Raw genomic sequence first — 16,043 nt, 5'->3', positions numbered from 1 at the left:
GCGGATAGGCGATATTGTGAACTGGGGATAAAGATGAACCACTACAACTAAGAAAAAATGAGGGGGGGGATTTGTTTCGCTTTTTTAGTGGTTCATTTTCGCAATTTTAGTGGCTCGCAACAGTGATTTTGTGTTTAAACGCAATATTATTGTCTAACCCTAATATTTTAATTTTTTCTCGCTTACCAAAGAAAATATATCGTTTCCCGATAATATATTGCTTTTCTTGATTCTCTAAAATAGAAATAGACGGGTAGCGATCATCTTTGATATTTATTTTTGTATTATCTTGATAGGTTATTTGCTCCGGCAGAAGATAATCACGATATAACAGAAATTCACCGTTACTGTATAGTCTGAGTGTATCGTAAAATTCTTTCGATATTTTTGATTCTATGCGAATAGTTACCTTAAAATGACCGTTTGGAGAGTGAGTAGTTGTTTTTTCTTTGATGAGTAAACTGTGTAACATCTTGTTTATGTTAATATCAGTTGCATTGTCTATTTGATAATTTATGGTTAGCTCATTATTGTTTTGAATGAGCGATAAATTATCGGCAGCGAAAGATTTAAAATGCAACAAGATAATCACACCAAATAAGCCTATTTTTCTTAACATAACCGCTCTCCTTTTAGTATGGTTTACCAAGTGTAGCAGATGGTTAGATAATATAATGTGATGTCGCTCACAAAATCAGCCTAAAAAACAGACATTTTATTTAAAGACAGATGTTATATGGAAAAACCTGATCCCGGTTTATTGGCATCAGGTTTTAAGGAGAGGCTAAATTTCAATGGATGAAATTTGCGTTATTTTGTCAATAAAAGCGGGAACTCACCGCTTGCTGTTTTTAATTACGGCACAATCACGGTGAAGACATAGGCGGCGAGATTAACCAGTAATACCACGCCGTATAACATATTTGATTTGCCGTGGTTGAGGGAAACCATTACCACAAAGGCGGAGAGCGCCAGTAGTACCATTGATTTCCAGTCTAAGCCTAACACAAGGTTGATGTCGTACATTAAGCAGACGATGACCACCGCCGGAATGGTTAAGCCGATACTGGCAAGAGCAGAGCCTAAGGCGAGATTGACGCTAGTTTGCAGGCGGTTACGGCTGGCGGCGGTGAGTGCGGCAAGCCCTTCCGGCATTAGCACAACGGCGGCGATAATCACCCCGACCAATGAGAGCGGCGCACCGGCACTGACAACCATACTTTCGATTGCCGGCGAAAGCCCTTTTGCCAACAAGACGACAATGCCGAGGCAGACAATCAGCAGTAAAAGGCTGATTAACGCCACTTTACTTGACGGTGGTTCGGCGTGGTGGGCAGGGTTGTCATCGTCCGCTAAGAAGTAATCACGGTGTCTGACCGTTTGCATCATAATAAACGCAAAATAGAGGATTAGCGATGCGATTGCCACGAAGATAAGCTGCGATGCGGAGTAAGTGCCTTCTGCCGTGCTGGTGGTGAAGTTCGGCAAGATCATCGTTAAGACAAGAATGGACATCAGGGTGACTAATGCGGTACTTATCGATTTTTTGTTGAAGGTTTGAATATAGTGCTTCAAGCCGCCAATCAGCAAACAGCCGCCGAGAATGCCGTTTAAAATCAGCAGAATCGCTGAAAAGACTGTATCCCGAGCCAGATAAGAGGCATTATCACCACCGGCGATCATTAAAGAGACTATCAGCGCCACTTCAATAATCGTGATGGCGAGCGCAAGAATGATTGTCCCGAACGGTTCGCCGACCTTATGGGCGACAACTTCGGCGTGGTGAACGGCAGACAATACGCTGCCAATCAGCAATGCTCCGCCGCCCAGTTGTAGCCAAAGATTATCCTGAATACCGATAAAATAAATTACCCACGCCAAGATCGGCAATACGACCGACCAAATCGGCAATGCCGAATGTGCTTTTGAAGCCATAATAGATTTTCCTTTTGTAAAATTAACACTCTTGCCCTTTGGCACTCATAATTTCAATAATTTGACGATCCATATACACCATACTTTTAGTAGCAATCGCACATAAATTGGCAATGGATTTATCCACGCAATGTTCAACGATCCCCTCATTGCCGGTAACACGGCTATTGTCCAACGCCATCAGCACCGCTTTGTAGGCGGCGGAGACACCGGTAGAGACTTTCATTGCACAACTGTTTGCCGCCCCGTCGCAGAGTACGCCGCTGATGTCGCCAATCATACTGCAAATTGCCATACTGATAGCCTGAAAATTGCCGTTCAGCAGATATGCCATACCGGCGGCACTGCCCATTGCCGCCGTTGTTACGGCGCATAATGCCGACAGTTTAGGCAATTTGCTATGAATATAAATCGCAATAGTGTGCGACAGAAATAACGCCCGAATCAGCCGTTCGTCATCGGCTTGCACAAAACGGGCGACAATCACCGAAGGCATTGTAGCGGCAATGCCTTGATTACCGGAGCCGGAATTGCTCATCGCCGGTAATAATGCCCCGCCCATACGGGCATCGGAGGCGGCGGTAGTTTCAATCACAATGCGAGAGAGTAAGTCATCAGACATTAACCCAAGTTCAATTTGCTTTTTCAAGGTTCGCCCGATATGTAAGCCGTACTCTTTGGCTAACCCTTCCGCCGACAAAGCACTGTTTAATTTTGCCGCTTCAGCGATAAAGGTAAGGCGTTCTAGCGGTGCTTGCATTGCGAAATCATAAATGTGTTGAGCGGATAAACGGTTGAAAAATTGGCTGTCGTCTTGTAATTCCACCGTTTGAGGCGGTTGTGCGAAAATCACCTCGCCGTTTTTCTCAATTAACACCACATTGGTGTGCGAGTCTTGAATACAGACTTTCACCCAGCCGTTTTCACCCAGCAACAGTGCTTCCGAATAGAGTGGGTAATCGACATTGGCAATATCCACACTGACCTTGTTTTCCGCCAGCATTGCTTTAGCTTGCAAGACATCGTGCGGCTGGATTTTTTTCAAAACTTCTAAACCCGCTTGCGCATCGCCGGCAATTGCCCCGATCGCTGCGGCAATCGGCAACCCGACCATACCTGTGCCGGGCACAGTAACACCCATTCCGTTTTTCATCAGGTTGGGGGAAACTTTTGCCTGTATTTTCAGAAGGTTGGAATCTAAGTGCTGCACCGCAATCGCACAGGCAAGGGCGAGGGAAATCGGCTCGGTACAGCCTAACGCAGGGGCAACATCTCGCTTTACAATCGCAATGAGCTGCTCGCCAAAGTCGAAGTTTGTCATTGTTGATCTCGGTTTGCAAAAAATAGGGATATTTTAACCGCTTGTATGGGTTTGAAAAATAAAAATTTTGCCTTTGTCTTGCATAATTGTGAATTAAAATGCAAAATAAGTGCATAATTTTTTCATTTTGTGCCGTTTCACCGGACTTTTGTAAATTATAGCTTGAAAGCAAACGTTTGCTCTATTAAACTTAGCCGCCTACTTCTTGGCGAATCATCATTTATCCACAGATTCATAATTAGGAGTAAATAAAATATGTTTGAACCTGCCATTCTTGTTCTCGCAGACGGTTCAGTTTTTCACGGAAAGTCGATCGGTTATTCAGGACATACCATTGGTGAAGTCGTTTTTAATACCGCAATGACCGGTTACCAAGAGATTTTGACCGACCCCTCTTATACTTATCAAATTGTTACCCTCACTTATCCGCATATCGGTAACACCGGCACCACAGAAGAAGATGAAGAAGCAACCAAACCCCACGCTGCCGGCTTAATCATTCGTGATCTCCCTCTTATTCATAGCAATTTCCGCTCTCATTCTTCCCTTTCCGATTATTTGGTTAAACACAAAATTGTGGCGATTGCCGATATTGATACCCGCCGCTTGACCCGCATTTTGCGAGATAAAGGCGCACAAGCGGGCTGTATTTTGGTGGGCACAGATGAAGCAAAAGCATTAGAATTGGCGAAAAGTTTCGGTTCAATGGCAGGGAAAGATTTAGCTAAAGAGGTGAGCTGTCAGGAATTGTATCAATGGACGGAAGGGGAATGGCATTTGCCGGTCAGCAACGGCGGTAAAGCGTTTAACGATCAGGAGAATGCGGAGTTTCATATTGTTGCCTACGATTACGGCGTAAAACGCAATATTTTGCGAATGTTGGCTGAACGGGGCTGCCGTATTACCGTAGTGCCGGCAAAAACCTCTGCTCAAGCAGTATTGGCGCTTAATCCGGACGGGATTTTCCTCTCTAACGGGCCGGGCGATCCGGAGCCGTGTGATTATGCGATTGAGTCTATCAAAACACTCTTAGCCACTAAAAAACCGTTATTTGGCATTTGCCTTGGGCATCAACTACTCGGCTTGGCGGTCGGCGGCAAAACTAAAAAAATGGCGTTCGGACACCACGGAGCAAACCACCCGGTACAAGATCTGGATAGCAATAAAGTATTGATTACCAGCCAAAACCACGGTTTTGAAGTAGATGAAGCCAGCCTGCCGGCAAATGTAAGGGTAACTCACCGTTCCTTATTTGATCACTCGGTGCAAGGCATTGAATTAACCGACCAATCGGCGTTCTCATTCCAAGGGCATCCGGAAGCCAGCCCCGGCCCGAATGATGTCGCCTATTTATTTGACCGATTTATTGACGAACTGAGAAAGGCGAAGCAAAGCGCTTAAAGCGGAATAAGCTGAAATAGGCGGAAGGCTACGGGGAGGGCGGATGAATATCTACTTTGTCGGATTTGATGACTACGAAACCCTTGATTTAATGGGTCCGGTTGAGTTTTTAGCCCGCTTGCCCGACGTGCAACTCCACTATATTTCGCTTAATGGCGGTTGGATAACAAGCCGTCAAGGGTTTTGTATTCAGACGGAAACCTGCGGACGCTTGCCACCAAATAGTATTTTGGTGATACCGGGCGGGCAAGGTACACGCTTATTGGTTAATCATTGTGCATTTTTAGCGTGGTTAACGAAGCTGATTGATGATGCCCGATTTTGCTTAAGTATTTGTACCGGTGCGGCATTGGTGGCGGCGACTTCCCGTTTAAACGGTAAAACGGCAACCTCAAATAAAGCCGCATTTCAATGGGTTAAGCAGACCAATAATCAGGTAAATTGGCAGCAGGCTGCCCGTTGGGTGCGGGATGGAAAATTTTATAGCTCGTCAGGTGTATCTGCCGGAATGGATATGGTACTTGGTTTTATCGGTGATCAGTATGGCGAATCACTGGCAACGCAGATCGCTATTCACACCGAATACCATTGGAATCAAGATCCGAATAAAGATGATTTTGCGGCACGTTATTGCTAGGTAAGCGGTCAGATATATCAATTTTTTCGCAAAATGAGATGAAACGAGAATGCGTCATTATGCTTTTAAATTAGTGAATGTGTTTGCCGAATCCCAATTTGGTGGCAATCCGTTAGCGGTATTTCCTGAAGCGGACGGGTTAAGCGATACGGAAATGCAACAAATTGCCGCACAGCCCTGTATTTATGGTATGAACAAGACGGCAATATTGATGCCCGTTTCTTTTATGCCGCCAATGGTACGCTATTGGAAGATAGTGGAACAGGCTCGGCGTGTGCCAATTTGGGCGGATATTTTTTGGCGCAAGGTCGCTTTCCCCTTTCCTGTCTTATCCGGCAAGGGGATCAAATGGGCAGACCGAACCGCCTATATTTAACCCTAGACGCACAGCAGACTATTTACGTCGGCGGGAATGTGGTTGAAGTTGGTGAAGGCGTATTTAGATTGGCGTAATTCAAGCGGTTGAATCGGGAGATTTTTTTGCAATGGCTGTTCTTACAAAGAGCTATATTCACGAAATAAAGCAGATTTTAGCAGAGGCTCGCCAGCAAGCGTATGTTGCGGTTAATTCTGCGATGGTTGACGCCTATTGGAAAATCGGCGAGCGGATTGTTCAGGAAGAACAAAATGGCAAGGAACGGGCGGAGTATGGTAAGGCAGTGCTAAAAAAACTTTCTATTGAATTAACCAGTACATTTGGAAAGGGATTTAGCTATCGATCTTTACGGGAAATTCGCCAGTTTTATTTATTGTTCCCTGATTATCCAAAATGGCGAACAGTGTTCGCCAAATTAACTTGGTCGCATTTTCAACGGGTATTAAAAGTCCAAAACGCTGAAGCCCGTACTTATTATTTAACCGAAGCGGCGGAAAATCATTGGTCGGTTAGAACCTTAGATCGCAATATTTCAACCCTTTATTATGATAGGTTGATTGCAAGCAAGGATAAGTCATTAGTCGAAGCAGAAATGCAACAAAAATCCGAACCTTTGCAAGCAAAGGATCTATTTAAAAATCCAACGATTTTAGAGTTTTTACAACTGCCCGCTAATATGGCGTATTCCGAACAGGAGTTGGAAAAAGCGCTGATTGATAATTTACAGCAGTTTATGTTGGAACTTGGCAAAGGTTTTGCATTTGTCGCTCGCCAAAAACATATCCGAACCGAAACCAGCGATTTTTACATTGATTTAGTGTTTTACAACTACATTCTCAAATGTTTTGTGCTGGTTGAATTAAAAACAGACAAACTCACTCACCAAGACATCGGGCAATTAGATATGTATGTGCGAATGTATGATGATTTGCAAAAACAGCCGAGTGATAACCCGACTATTGGCTTATTGTTGTGTACTGAAACGGACAGTGTGGTTGCCAAATATTCGGTATTAAATGATAACGCCCAACTGTTCGCCAGCAAATACGTTCATTATTTGCCGAGCGAAGAAGAATTGGTGAGAGAAATTGAGAATCAGAAAATTGCCTTTGAACAACAGTTTAGTGGCTAACAAGCGGTAAGATTTGAGCCATTTTTTGCAAAAAAGAGGCATAAACTGACCGCTTGTCAGCAATGAGGGAGACCTCAATCACAACCTATTTACAACAAAGAGAGAAAACTATGCCAAAACGTAATGATATAAACACGATTTTGATTATTGGAGCTGGCCCGATTGTGATTGGGCAGGCGTGTGAGTTTGACTATTCCGGTGCACAGGCGTGTAAAGCGTTGCGTGAGGAAGGTTATAAGGTGGTGTTGGTCAATTCCAATCCGGCAACCATTATGACCGATCCGAATATGGCGGACGTAACTTATATTGAACCGATCCAATGGCAAGCCGTTGAAAAAATTATTGAAAAAGAACGTCCTGATGCGATTTTACCGACAATGGGCGGACAGACAGCGTTGAACTGTGCGTTGGATCTTTCCCGCCACGGCGTGTTGAAAAAATACAATGTCGAGCTGATCGGGGCAACGGAAGATGCGATCGATAAAGCCGAAGATCGTGGCCGCTTTAAAGAAGCAATGGAAAAAATCGGGCTTTATACGCCGAAATCCTTTGTGGCACATAGCTTTGAAGAAGCGTTAGCGGCGCAGGAGCAGGTCGGTTTCCCAACCTTGATCCGTCCGTCTTTCACAATGGGCGGTTCAGGTGGTGGTATTGCGTACAACCGAGATGAATTTATGGCGATTTGTGAACGAGGGTTTGAAGCCTCACCGACCCACGAATTGCTGATCGAACAATCGGTACTCGGTTGGAAAGAGTACGAAATGGAAGTGGTTCGGGACAAAGCGGATAACTGTATTATTGTCTGCTCAATTGAGAACTTCGACCCGATGGGTGTGCATACCGGCGACTCAATCACCGTTGCGCCTGCACAGACCTTGACTGATAAAGAGTACCAAATTATGCGTAACGCCTCGTTGGCGGTGTTGCGTGAAATCGGCGTAGATACCGGCGGGGCGAACGTGCAGTTTGCGATCAACCCTGAAAACGGCGAGATGATCGTGATTGAGATGAACCCACGGGTAAGCCGTTCTTCTGCCCTTGCCTCGAAAGCAACCGGTTTCCCGATTGCGAAAGTGGCGGCAAAATTGGCGGTCGGCTATACCCTGAACGAACTGCGTAACGACATCACCGGCGGCTTAATTCCTGCCTCTTTCGAGCCGACTTTAGACTATGTTGTTACCAAAATTCCACGCTTCGCCTTTGAAAAATTTGCCAATGCGGACGATCGCTTAACCACCCAAATGAAATCAGTCGGTGAAGTTATGGCGATGGGACGTACGTTCCAAGAAAGTTTACAAAAAGCGCTACGAGGTTTGGAAACCGGCATTTGCGGCTTTAATTTACTTTCGGAAGAGCCGGAAAAAATTCGCCGTGAATTAGCGAATCCGGGGCCAAACCGTATTCTTTATGTGGCGGACGCATTTGGCGCAGGCTTTAGCTTGGAGGAAGTGCATCACTATTCCAAAATCGATCCGTGGTTCTTGATCCAAATTCAAGATTTGGTGCAAGAAGAGTTGGATCTAGAGAAAAAACAGCTTAGCGATCTCGATCGGGACGCGATCCGTCAATTAAAACGCAAAGGCTTCTCCGACAAACGTATCGCACAGCTCACCAAAGTCAGCGAAAAAGCGGTGCGGGAATACCGCCACAGCTTAGGCATTTTACCAGTCTATAAACGGGTGGATACTTGTGCGGCGGAGTTTGCCTCCGACACTGCTTACCTCTATTCCACCTATGAGGAAGAGTGTGAAGCCAATCCGTCTGACCGTAAAAAAGTGATGATTTTAGGCGGCGGGCCAAACCGTATCGGGCAAGGGATTGAGTTTGACTACTGCTGCGTACACGCCGCTCTTGCGTTACGGGAAAGCGGCTTTGAAACTATTATGGTGAACTGTAATCCGGAAACCGTTTCCACCGATTTTGATACATCCGACCGCTTGTATTTTGAACCGCTCACCTTAGAAGATGTGCTGGAAATTGTGCGGGTGGAAAAACCGTGGGGCGTGATTGTGCATTATGGCGGGCAAACCCCGCTCAAACTGGCGAATGCGTTGCACGAAAATGGCGTGAATATCATCGGCACATCGGCGGATAGCATTGATGCGGCGGAAGATCGCGAGCGTTTCCAGAAAATCTTAAATGATCTCAACTTACGTCAGCCGCCGAACCGTACCGCCCGCAATGCGCAGGAGGCCGTGGCACTGGCGAACGAAGTCGGCTATCCGTTAGTCGTACGTCCGTCTTATGTGTTGGGCGGTCGGGCAATGCAGATCGTATATAACGATGAAGAATTGAACAAATATATGCGTGAAGCGGTGTCTGTGTCTAACGACAGCCCGATTTTGTTGGATCATTTCTTAAATAATGCGATTGAAGTGGACGTAGATTGTATCTGCGATGGCGAGAATGTTGTGATCGGCGGCATTATGCAGCACGTTGAACAGGCGGGTATCCACAGCGGCGATTCTGCTTGCTCCCTGCCGCCATACTCGTTAAGCGGTGAGATCCAAGACGAAATTCGCAGACAAACCAAAGCAATGGCGTTTGCCCTTGGGGTAAAAGGCTTGATGAACGTACAATTTGCGGTACAAAACGGTGTGGTGTATGTGTTAGAAGTCAATCCTCGTGCCAGCCGTACCGTGCCGTTTGTGAGCAAAGCGACTGGTCGCCCGCTGGCAAAAATTGCTGCACGGGTAATGGCAGGCATCAGCTTGGCAGAACAAAATGTGCAGGGTGAAGTGATTCCGCCGCACTATTTTGTGAAAGAAGCGGTATTCCCGTTCATTAAATTCCCGGGCGTTGATGTGATTTTAGGGCCGGAAATGCGTTCAACCGGTGAAGTAATGGGGGTAGGCAAAACCTTCTCCGAAGCCTTCCTCAAAGCGCAGCTTGGGGCAAATGAGCGTGTGCCGAAAACCGGAAAAGTGTTTATCTCCGTTGATAACAGCGATAAACCGGGTATTTTAGAGATCGCCAAACGCTTGCAAGAACACGGCTACGGCTTGTGCGCAACGCTGGGGACGGCGAAATTCCTACGTGAAAACGGCGTGGCGGTGCAGATCGTCAATAAAGTGCGAGAAGGTCGCCCACATATTGTCGATGCGATCAAAAACGGCGAAATTGCCTTGGTGATCAACACCGTGAGCGGTGAGCCGGAAGTGATTGCCGACAGCCACTCAATTCGCCGCAATGCGTTGCAACAAAAAGTGGCAATTCAAACTACCCTTGCCGGCGCAGCCGCTTTAACCGAAGGGATCGCCAGCCTCGGCAACTACGATGTTTATGCCGTCCAAGATCTACACAGTGGTTTGAACGGTTAGTGTGTAAACAAGCGGTCGGTTTGCAGAAAATGTTTATTAACCGACCGCTTGCAAAAAAATCAGGCGGGTATTTGCCCGCCTGAAATATATGTTACTTTACTCGACTTTCGGTTTATCACCTTTTTCCACGCTGTTTTTACCAATGGTGATTTTTTTCGCTTTCAAAGACGGTAAATCGTACATTGTATCCAGCAAGAGTTCTTCCACAATCGAGCGTAAGCCACGAGCGCCTGTTTTGCGGGAAATCGCTTTTTGTGCGATCGCAATCAGCGCCTCTTTGGTGAATTTTAGCTCCGTACCTTCCATTTTGAACAGGGCTTGATACTGCTTGATAATCGCATTTTTCGGTTCGGTTAAAATCTGAATAAGCGCCGCTTCGTCCAATTCCGCTAATGGTGTAATCACCGGCAAACGACCGATCAGCTCCGGAATTAAGCCGAATTTCACCAAATCTTCCGGTTCGACTTTTTTGAATAATTCCGTGAGCGCTTCACGATCTTTCTCTTTTTTCAGCTCTGCTTTAAAGCCAATGCCACCTTGTTTATTAGTGCGGGTTTCGACAATTTTGTCCAAGCCGGCGAATGCGCCACCGCAGATAAACAGGATCTTTGAGGTATCGACCGCAACGGTATCTTGTTTCGGGTGCTTACGCCCGCCCTGCGGATTGATGTTTGCTACTGTGCCTTCGATCAGTTTCAGCAACGCTTGCTGTACGCCTTCGCCGGACACATCTCGGGTGAGGGACGGATTTTCGGATTTACGGGTGATTTTGTCGATCTCGTCAATGAAGATAATGCCTCGTTCCGCTTGGGTTTGGTCGAAATCGCACTTCATCAGCAATTTTTGGATCACATTTTCCACATCTTCACCCACATAGCCCGCTTGGGTGAGGGTGGTGGCATCGGCAATCGCAAACGGCACATTCAAGCGGCGTGCCAAGCTCTCCGCCAATAAGGTTTTACCGCTGCCGGTCGGGCCGATCAATAAAATATTACTTTTACCTAGTTCTACGCCGTCCGTGTCTTGGTGATTGGACGCCGCACTTTTTAGGCGTTTATAGTGGTTATATACCGCCACCGATAGCACTTTTTTGGCGTGTTCCTGCCCGATAACATACTCATTTAAGTGGGCGTGGATTTCGTGCGGTGTTGGGATCTGATTGAAAAAATCATCGCCTTTCTCACCGCTTGCTTGCTCGGTTTCAGCCTCAGCCTGTTCTTCCGTGCCGTTTAAGACATCGTAGGCTTCCTCAATACATTCGTTACAGATAAAACCTTCTTCGCCTTTAATTAAGGCATCCACTTCATTTTTGCGTTTACCGCAAAAACTGCAATGGGGCATTTGTTCAAATTTATCCATTATTTTTGATCTCTATGCGTAACAACCTCATCAATTAAGCCGTAGGCTTTCGCTTCTTCGGCGGACATAAAATTATCCCGATCGGTATCTTTTTCCACTTTTTCAAGGGGCTGACCGGAATGTTCCGCCATACGTTGATTGAGGGTGTGTTTAATTTTTAAAATTTCTTGGGCGTGAATTTGAATGTCGGACGCTTGTCCACGATAGCCGCCTAACGGTTGGTGAATCATCACCCGCGCGTGCGGCAAGGCAAAGCGTTTGCCTTTTGCGCCCGCAGACAGCAAAAATGCGCCCATTGAGCAGGCTTGCCCGATACAGACGGTGCTGACGTCCGGTTTGATGAAATTCATCGTATCGTAAATCGCCATACCGGCAGTAACCGCTCCGCCCGGTGAGTTAATGTAGAGGCTAATGTCTTTTTCCGGATCTTCCGCTTCTAAAAAGAGCAGTTGCGCCACAATCAGTTTTGCCATTTCGTCTTCCACACCGCCGTTTAAGAAAATAATGCGCTCTTTGAGCAGGCGGGAATAAATATCGTAAGCACGTTCGCCTTTTGCGCTTTGCTCTACGACCATTGGGATCACTGCCATTGTTCGTTCCTTTATCTCATTTATAAAAAAGTGTGCAATTTTAGCAAAATTTAAAGATTGCATAAAGTAGCCGGCACGTTACAATCTGCACCTTTGATAGAGAGGATAAGATGCAACTTGCCGATATTTACGCCCAATTTGCCCGTTGCAAATTTTGGGAAGAAAGATACCGCTTGCTCATTCAACTGAGCCGCCGCCTGCCCGTGCCTTCCGCTGATGAGTTGGCACAATGGCAACAAATCCACGGCTGCGAAAGCCGTTTATGGTTTGAATTTAGCCTGACTCCCCGCCAAATTCACGCATACAGCGATGCCCGCTTAATGCAAGGGCTGTTGGTGATTATTCTCGCTGCTTTGACGGAGCAAACCGCCGCACAATTACAACAATTCGATTTACACGCCCTGTTTGATGAGTTGCAGATTACCCGCCACCTCACAGCCACCCGTTTAAACGGTTTAGCCCAAATTCAAGCGAAAGTGAGGGCTGAGGCACTTAGCCGTTAAGCAATTCCACCACCGCTTGCGCCGCTTGGGTGTCGGCATTGCGTTGAATTTGCTGATGCAGATCGGCAAATTGTTGCTGAAGCTGCGCTTTATGCTGAAGATCAGCCGGATTAGGTGAAAAATAGACGCTTAAATGCCGAGCGAGATTGTCCGGATTGCACTCTTCTTGAATAAGCTCCGGGACAAGCGGGCAGTTAGCGAGTAAATTTGGCAATGAAATGTAATCGGTTTTCACCAGTTTTTTGGCGAGCCAATAGGTGAGCGGTTTCATTTTGTAGCCCACTACCATCGGTGATTTGCATAGCATTGCTTCCAACGCCGCTGTGCCGGAGGCAAGCAAAGTCGCTTCGCTCACTATCATTGCCTCACGCGCTTGATTGTCAAGCATTTTCACCGTTAAATCGGGGGCGACCTTTTGTTTGATCTCGTTAAATTGCGTGCGGCGTTTTTCGCTCACGAGCGGCACGAGCAGTTGAATATCGGGATATTGCTGTTGCAAAATCTGTGCCGCTTTCAGAAACGGTTCGGTTAAAAAGGCGACTTCGCTACTGCGGCTACCGACTAAAATCGCCAAATAGCGTTGCGATTCGTCCAAGCCTAAAGCCGCACAGGCGGCTTGGCGGTTCGGTTTGAGCGGGATAGCGTCTGACATCGTATGCCCGACAAAACGGCACGGCACATTAAAACGGTCGTAAAAGGCTTTTTCAAAGGGTAAAAACGCCAAGACGCTATCCGTTGCCCGTGCAATTTTATGCACCCGATTTTGCCGCCACGCCCACACAGACGGGCTGACGTAATGGACGGTTTTAATGCCGTGTGCTTTGAGCTTTTCCTCAATGCCGAGATTAAAATCCGGCGCATCAATCCCAATAAAAACCGCCGGTTTTTGCGCCAGCATTGTGTCGATCACTTGGCGGCGGCGTTTGAGTAGGCGGGGCAGATGTTTAACCACTTCCGCCAAGCCCATTACCGCAATCTCTTCCATATCAAACAGTGTTTCGCAGCCTTCTGCCAACATTTTGGGGCCGGCAACCCCAATAAAACGGGCATTGGGATAGTGTAATTTGAGCGCTTGGATTAAGCCTGCGCCGAGAATGTCGCCGGAAATTTCGCCGGCAACCACGGCAATTAGGGGAGATGAATGTATCATAGGGGCAGAAAATGTAATAAATAAATGCCATTATAAGTCATTATGAACAAAAACGTGTCTTTTCCATACACTTTGTTTAGAATTTGTCGTTTTATTCTTAAAGGGAGCAAAAATGAATATTGAACGCTACGCAATGATTGATCTGCATTTACATTTGGACGGTTCGCTTTCACCGCAATGGCTCTTAGAGTGGGCGGAAAAACAGGCAATTTCGCTGCCGACCACCGATCCGACCCGGTTGCTATCCTTTATTTCAGCCCCGCAGGATTGCAGCGACTTAAATCAATATTTACGCAGTTTTGAAATTCCCCTTGCCGTTTTGCAATCGCCGCAGGCACTCACCGCAGCAGTAACCCATTTAATCGAACGTTTGGATCAGGCACAAATGCTGTATGCGGAAATCCGCTTTGCGCCGCAGCTTCATACCCAAAAAACAATGGATCAGGAACAAGCGGTATTGGCGGCAATCGCCGGCTTGCAAGCCGTAGAAAATTGTCATTCTCTGTTTAAGGTTAATCTGATCCTGTGTTGTATGCGAGGCGAAGATAATCAGGCGGAAAATCACGAAACCGTACGGCTGGCGCAAAAATACCTTGGACAAGGGGTTGTCGCGATTGATTTAGCTGGTGCGGAGGGATTGTATCCGACAGCGCACTATCAAACTCTCTTTAGCGAAGCGGTAGCACTTGGCGTTCCGTTCACTCTCCACGCAGGAGAAGCCGCCGGTGCAGACAGCGTGCAGCAGGCGTTAGATTTCGGCGCAACCCGCATCGGACACGGGGTACGCGCGGTGGAAAGCGAAGCGGTGGTTTTGCAATTAATTGACCGCAAGACACCGCTTGAAATGTGCCCTTGTAGCAACTTACAAACCAAAACGGTGGCGAGTTTAAGCCAATATCCGCTGCGTCATTATTTAGAACGGGGCGTAGTGGCAACGGTCAATACCGACAATATGACGGTCTCCAACACTACGGTCGCACACGAGTTCGCATTGCTCAAGCGGGATTACCGCCTCACGAATGTTGAAGCACGCCAACTGGTACAAAATGCCGTGCAAGCCGCCTTTTTGTGCGCAGAAGATAAGCAGATATTGTGGGAAAAAGTGCAACAACGTTGGGCAACGGCAAATCTTTGCTGACGGATTTTCAACGGTCAGGTTATACTTAGGCAAGGATTTTTTATTTTCGGAGCAAATGATGAAAAAAACACTGCTTGCCTTGGCAATAGGGGCGATCGCCGCCAATTCGGCACAGGCTTATACTTTAATTGACAGCAAAGAAAGCGGTACTACGTTGGATTTTGGCGGTTCTGCACGGCTACAATGGCGTAGCACCGCCACCAAAACGGATAACTATGCCAACCAAACCACTATCCGCCAGCACGTTAATCAAGCGGTGCGAAATAACGGTTCACGTTTCGGTTTCCGTGTTAAGCAGCAACTGACGGACGATTTTTATGCCTTAGGGCGTGTTGAGTGGCGCTTTCGTGGCACAGCCGCTTCGCAACACGATTTTGATGATATTTATACCCGCCAACTTTATGCAGGAATTGGGCATAAACAATTCGGCGAGCTGACTTACGGTCATCAAACGGTGATTACCGATGAAGTTAAACAGACCGATCTTGCCAATACGCTGAGTTTAAGTGATGGCTTACTCAACTATGCTGCCCGCCGTTCGCTTCAATATGTGTATAAAGGGGTAGAGGGGCTAAAACTCGGTGGCTATTATGGCGGTTCAAGTAAACGGGATAATTTAGGGCTGGATTTAGCTGATAAACGTAAAGACGTGTGGGGGACGGCAGCAATTTATCGTACTAAATTTGCTGATAATCAAAGTATTAAATTGGCAACCGGCGTTAGCCGTGAGCGTTATGGCAAAGCGAATGCTATCGTTGAGGCAACGGCTTATTCTGTCGGTACTGCCTATACTTTTGACAAAACAACTATCGGGTTGGATTTAGAGCGCCGAGTAACCCGAAATCAAAATTTGGCGGGCAGAAAACGGGTGCAAAAAGAGGTACGTACTATACTGCTACAAAAATTAACGGACGATTGGGCGGCTTACACAATGTATGCTTACAAAACCAATGTGTTAAAAGGGGGAAATCACGCCAAAACCCACCAATTTATGCTAGGAACGGAATACTATCTTGTGCCGCAGCACCTGAAAACATTTGTTGAGTGGCAGACTGCACACACCAAAAATCACGCAAGCGGTCAGTTAGCGAGTAAAATTCGCCATAACCAAACGGTGATTGGTTTACGGGCATATTGGTAAATGATTAAGGGGCGGAATGCCCCTTTTATTTTGGAGATTG

At 46.7% G+C, this 16,043-nt stretch carries 14 protein-coding genes and 1 pseudogene; 9 read left to right on the top strand and 6 right to left on the bottom strand.

Annotated features, from left to right (window positions below):
* Window positions 1–106: 106 nt before the first annotated feature.
* The 3 genes from RO21_RS05745 to RO21_RS05735 form a co-directional block, all read right to left on the bottom strand.
* Window positions 107–619: a hypothetical protein gene (locus tag RO21_RS05745; protein ID WP_047976841.1), complete on the bottom strand. Its 513-nt coding sequence runs from the start codon at window positions 617–619 to the stop codon at window positions 107–109.
* A 236-nt stretch (window positions 620–855) separates the two neighbouring features.
* Window positions 856–1,935, bottom strand: coding sequence for a calcium:cation antiporter (locus RO21_RS05740; protein WP_047976840.1), 1,080 nt, complete (start codon window positions 1,933–1,935; stop codon window positions 856–858).
* Between the two features lie 22 nt (window positions 1,936–1,957).
* Window positions 1,958–3,256, bottom strand: coding sequence for an L-cysteine desulfidase family protein (locus tag RO21_RS05735; protein WP_047976839.1), 1,299 nt, complete (start codon window positions 3,254–3,256; stop codon window positions 1,958–1,960).
* Window positions 3,257–3,511: 255 nt separating this feature from the next.
* On the opposite strand from RO21_RS05735, the gene carA reads away from it, so the two are divergent.
* The 6 genes and pseudogenes from carA (at window position 3,512) to carB (ending at window position 10,122) form a co-directional block, all read left to right on the top strand.
* Entirely contained in the window at window positions 3,512–4,657 is a 1,146-nt protein-coding gene (gene carA / locus RO21_RS05730; RefSeq protein WP_047976838.1) for a glutamine-hydrolyzing carbamoyl-phosphate synthase small subunit, read from the top strand.
* A 43-nt stretch (window positions 4,658–4,700) separates the two neighbouring features.
* The gene (locus tag RO21_RS05725) at window positions 4,701–5,294 is read left to right on the top strand and encodes a DJ-1/PfpI family protein (RefSeq protein WP_047976837.1); all 594 of its coding nucleotides are present in this window, start codon (window positions 4,701–4,703) and stop codon (window positions 5,292–5,294) included.
* Between the two features lie 49 nt (window positions 5,295–5,343).
* Window positions 5,344–5,445: pseudogene (locus RO21_RS13750) on the top strand (PhzF family phenazine biosynthesis protein); the annotation flags it as partial.
* A 95-nt stretch (window positions 5,446–5,540) separates the two neighbouring features.
* The gene (locus RO21_RS13745) at window positions 5,541–5,747 is read left to right on the top strand and encodes a PhzF family phenazine biosynthesis protein (protein ID WP_241482418.1); all 207 of its coding nucleotides are present in this window, start codon (window positions 5,541–5,543) and stop codon (window positions 5,745–5,747) included.
* A gap of 32 nt (window positions 5,748–5,779) precedes the next feature.
* The gene (locus RO21_RS05715) at window positions 5,780–6,802 is read left to right on the top strand and encodes a PDDEXK nuclease domain-containing protein (protein WP_047976836.1); all 1,023 of its coding nucleotides are present in this window, start codon (window positions 5,780–5,782) and stop codon (window positions 6,800–6,802) included.
* A gap of 110 nt (window positions 6,803–6,912) precedes the next feature.
* Window positions 6,913–10,122: a carbamoyl-phosphate synthase large subunit gene (gene carB / locus RO21_RS05710; RefSeq protein ID WP_047976835.1), complete on the top strand. Its 3,210-nt coding sequence runs from the start codon at window positions 6,913–6,915 to the stop codon at window positions 10,120–10,122.
* Between the two features lie 96 nt (window positions 10,123–10,218).
* Here carB and clpX read toward each other — a convergent pair whose 3' ends face one another.
* Both clpX and clpP read right to left on the bottom strand, forming a co-directional pair.
* Window positions 10,219–11,481 carry an ATP-dependent protease ATP-binding subunit ClpX gene (gene clpX / locus RO21_RS05705; protein ID WP_047976834.1) on the bottom strand — a complete coding sequence of 421 codons (1,263 nt, stop codon included), beginning with the start codon at window positions 11,479–11,481 and terminating at the stop codon, window positions 10,219–10,221.
* A complete protein-coding gene (gene clpP, locus RO21_RS05700) occupies window positions 11,481–12,071 on the bottom strand; it encodes an ATP-dependent Clp endopeptidase proteolytic subunit ClpP (protein ID WP_047976833.1) in 591 nt (196 codons plus the stop codon). Before clpP ends, clpX begins: the two co-directional genes overlap by 1 nt.
* Before the next feature lie 110 nt (window positions 12,072–12,181).
* On the opposite strand from clpP, the gene RO21_RS05695 reads away from it, so the two are divergent.
* A complete protein-coding gene (locus RO21_RS05695; protein ID WP_047976832.1) occupies window positions 12,182–12,574 on the top strand; it encodes a SufE family protein in 393 nt (130 codons plus the stop codon).
* On the opposite strand, the gene lpxB is transcribed toward RO21_RS05695, so the two are convergent.
* Entirely contained in the window at window positions 12,564–13,724 is a 1,161-nt protein-coding gene (gene lpxB, locus RO21_RS05690) for a lipid-A-disaccharide synthase (protein WP_047976831.1), read from the bottom strand. The two genes, RO21_RS05695 and lpxB, sit on opposite strands and share 11 nt — an antisense overlap.
* A gap of 112 nt (window positions 13,725–13,836) precedes the next feature.
* On the opposite strand from lpxB, the gene add reads away from it, so the two are divergent.
* Both add and RO21_RS05680 read left to right on the top strand, forming a co-directional pair.
* Window positions 13,837–14,862, top strand: a complete 1,026-nt coding sequence (gene add / locus RO21_RS05685) for an adenosine deaminase (protein ID WP_047976830.1) — start codon at window positions 13,837–13,839, stop codon at window positions 14,860–14,862.
* Between the two features lie 58 nt (window positions 14,863–14,920).
* On the top strand, window positions 14,921–16,003 hold the full coding sequence (locus RO21_RS05680; protein ID WP_047976829.1) for a porin: 1,083 nt from the start codon (window positions 14,921–14,923) through the stop codon (window positions 16,001–16,003).
* The last annotated feature ends 40 nt before the right edge of the window (window positions 16,004–16,043 follow it).

The organism is Muribacter muris (assembly GCF_001038205.1).
Classification (GTDB): domain Bacteria; phylum Pseudomonadota; class Gammaproteobacteria; order Enterobacterales; family Pasteurellaceae; genus Muribacter; species Muribacter muris.
This window is presented reverse-complemented; position numbering and strand designations above follow the sequence as displayed.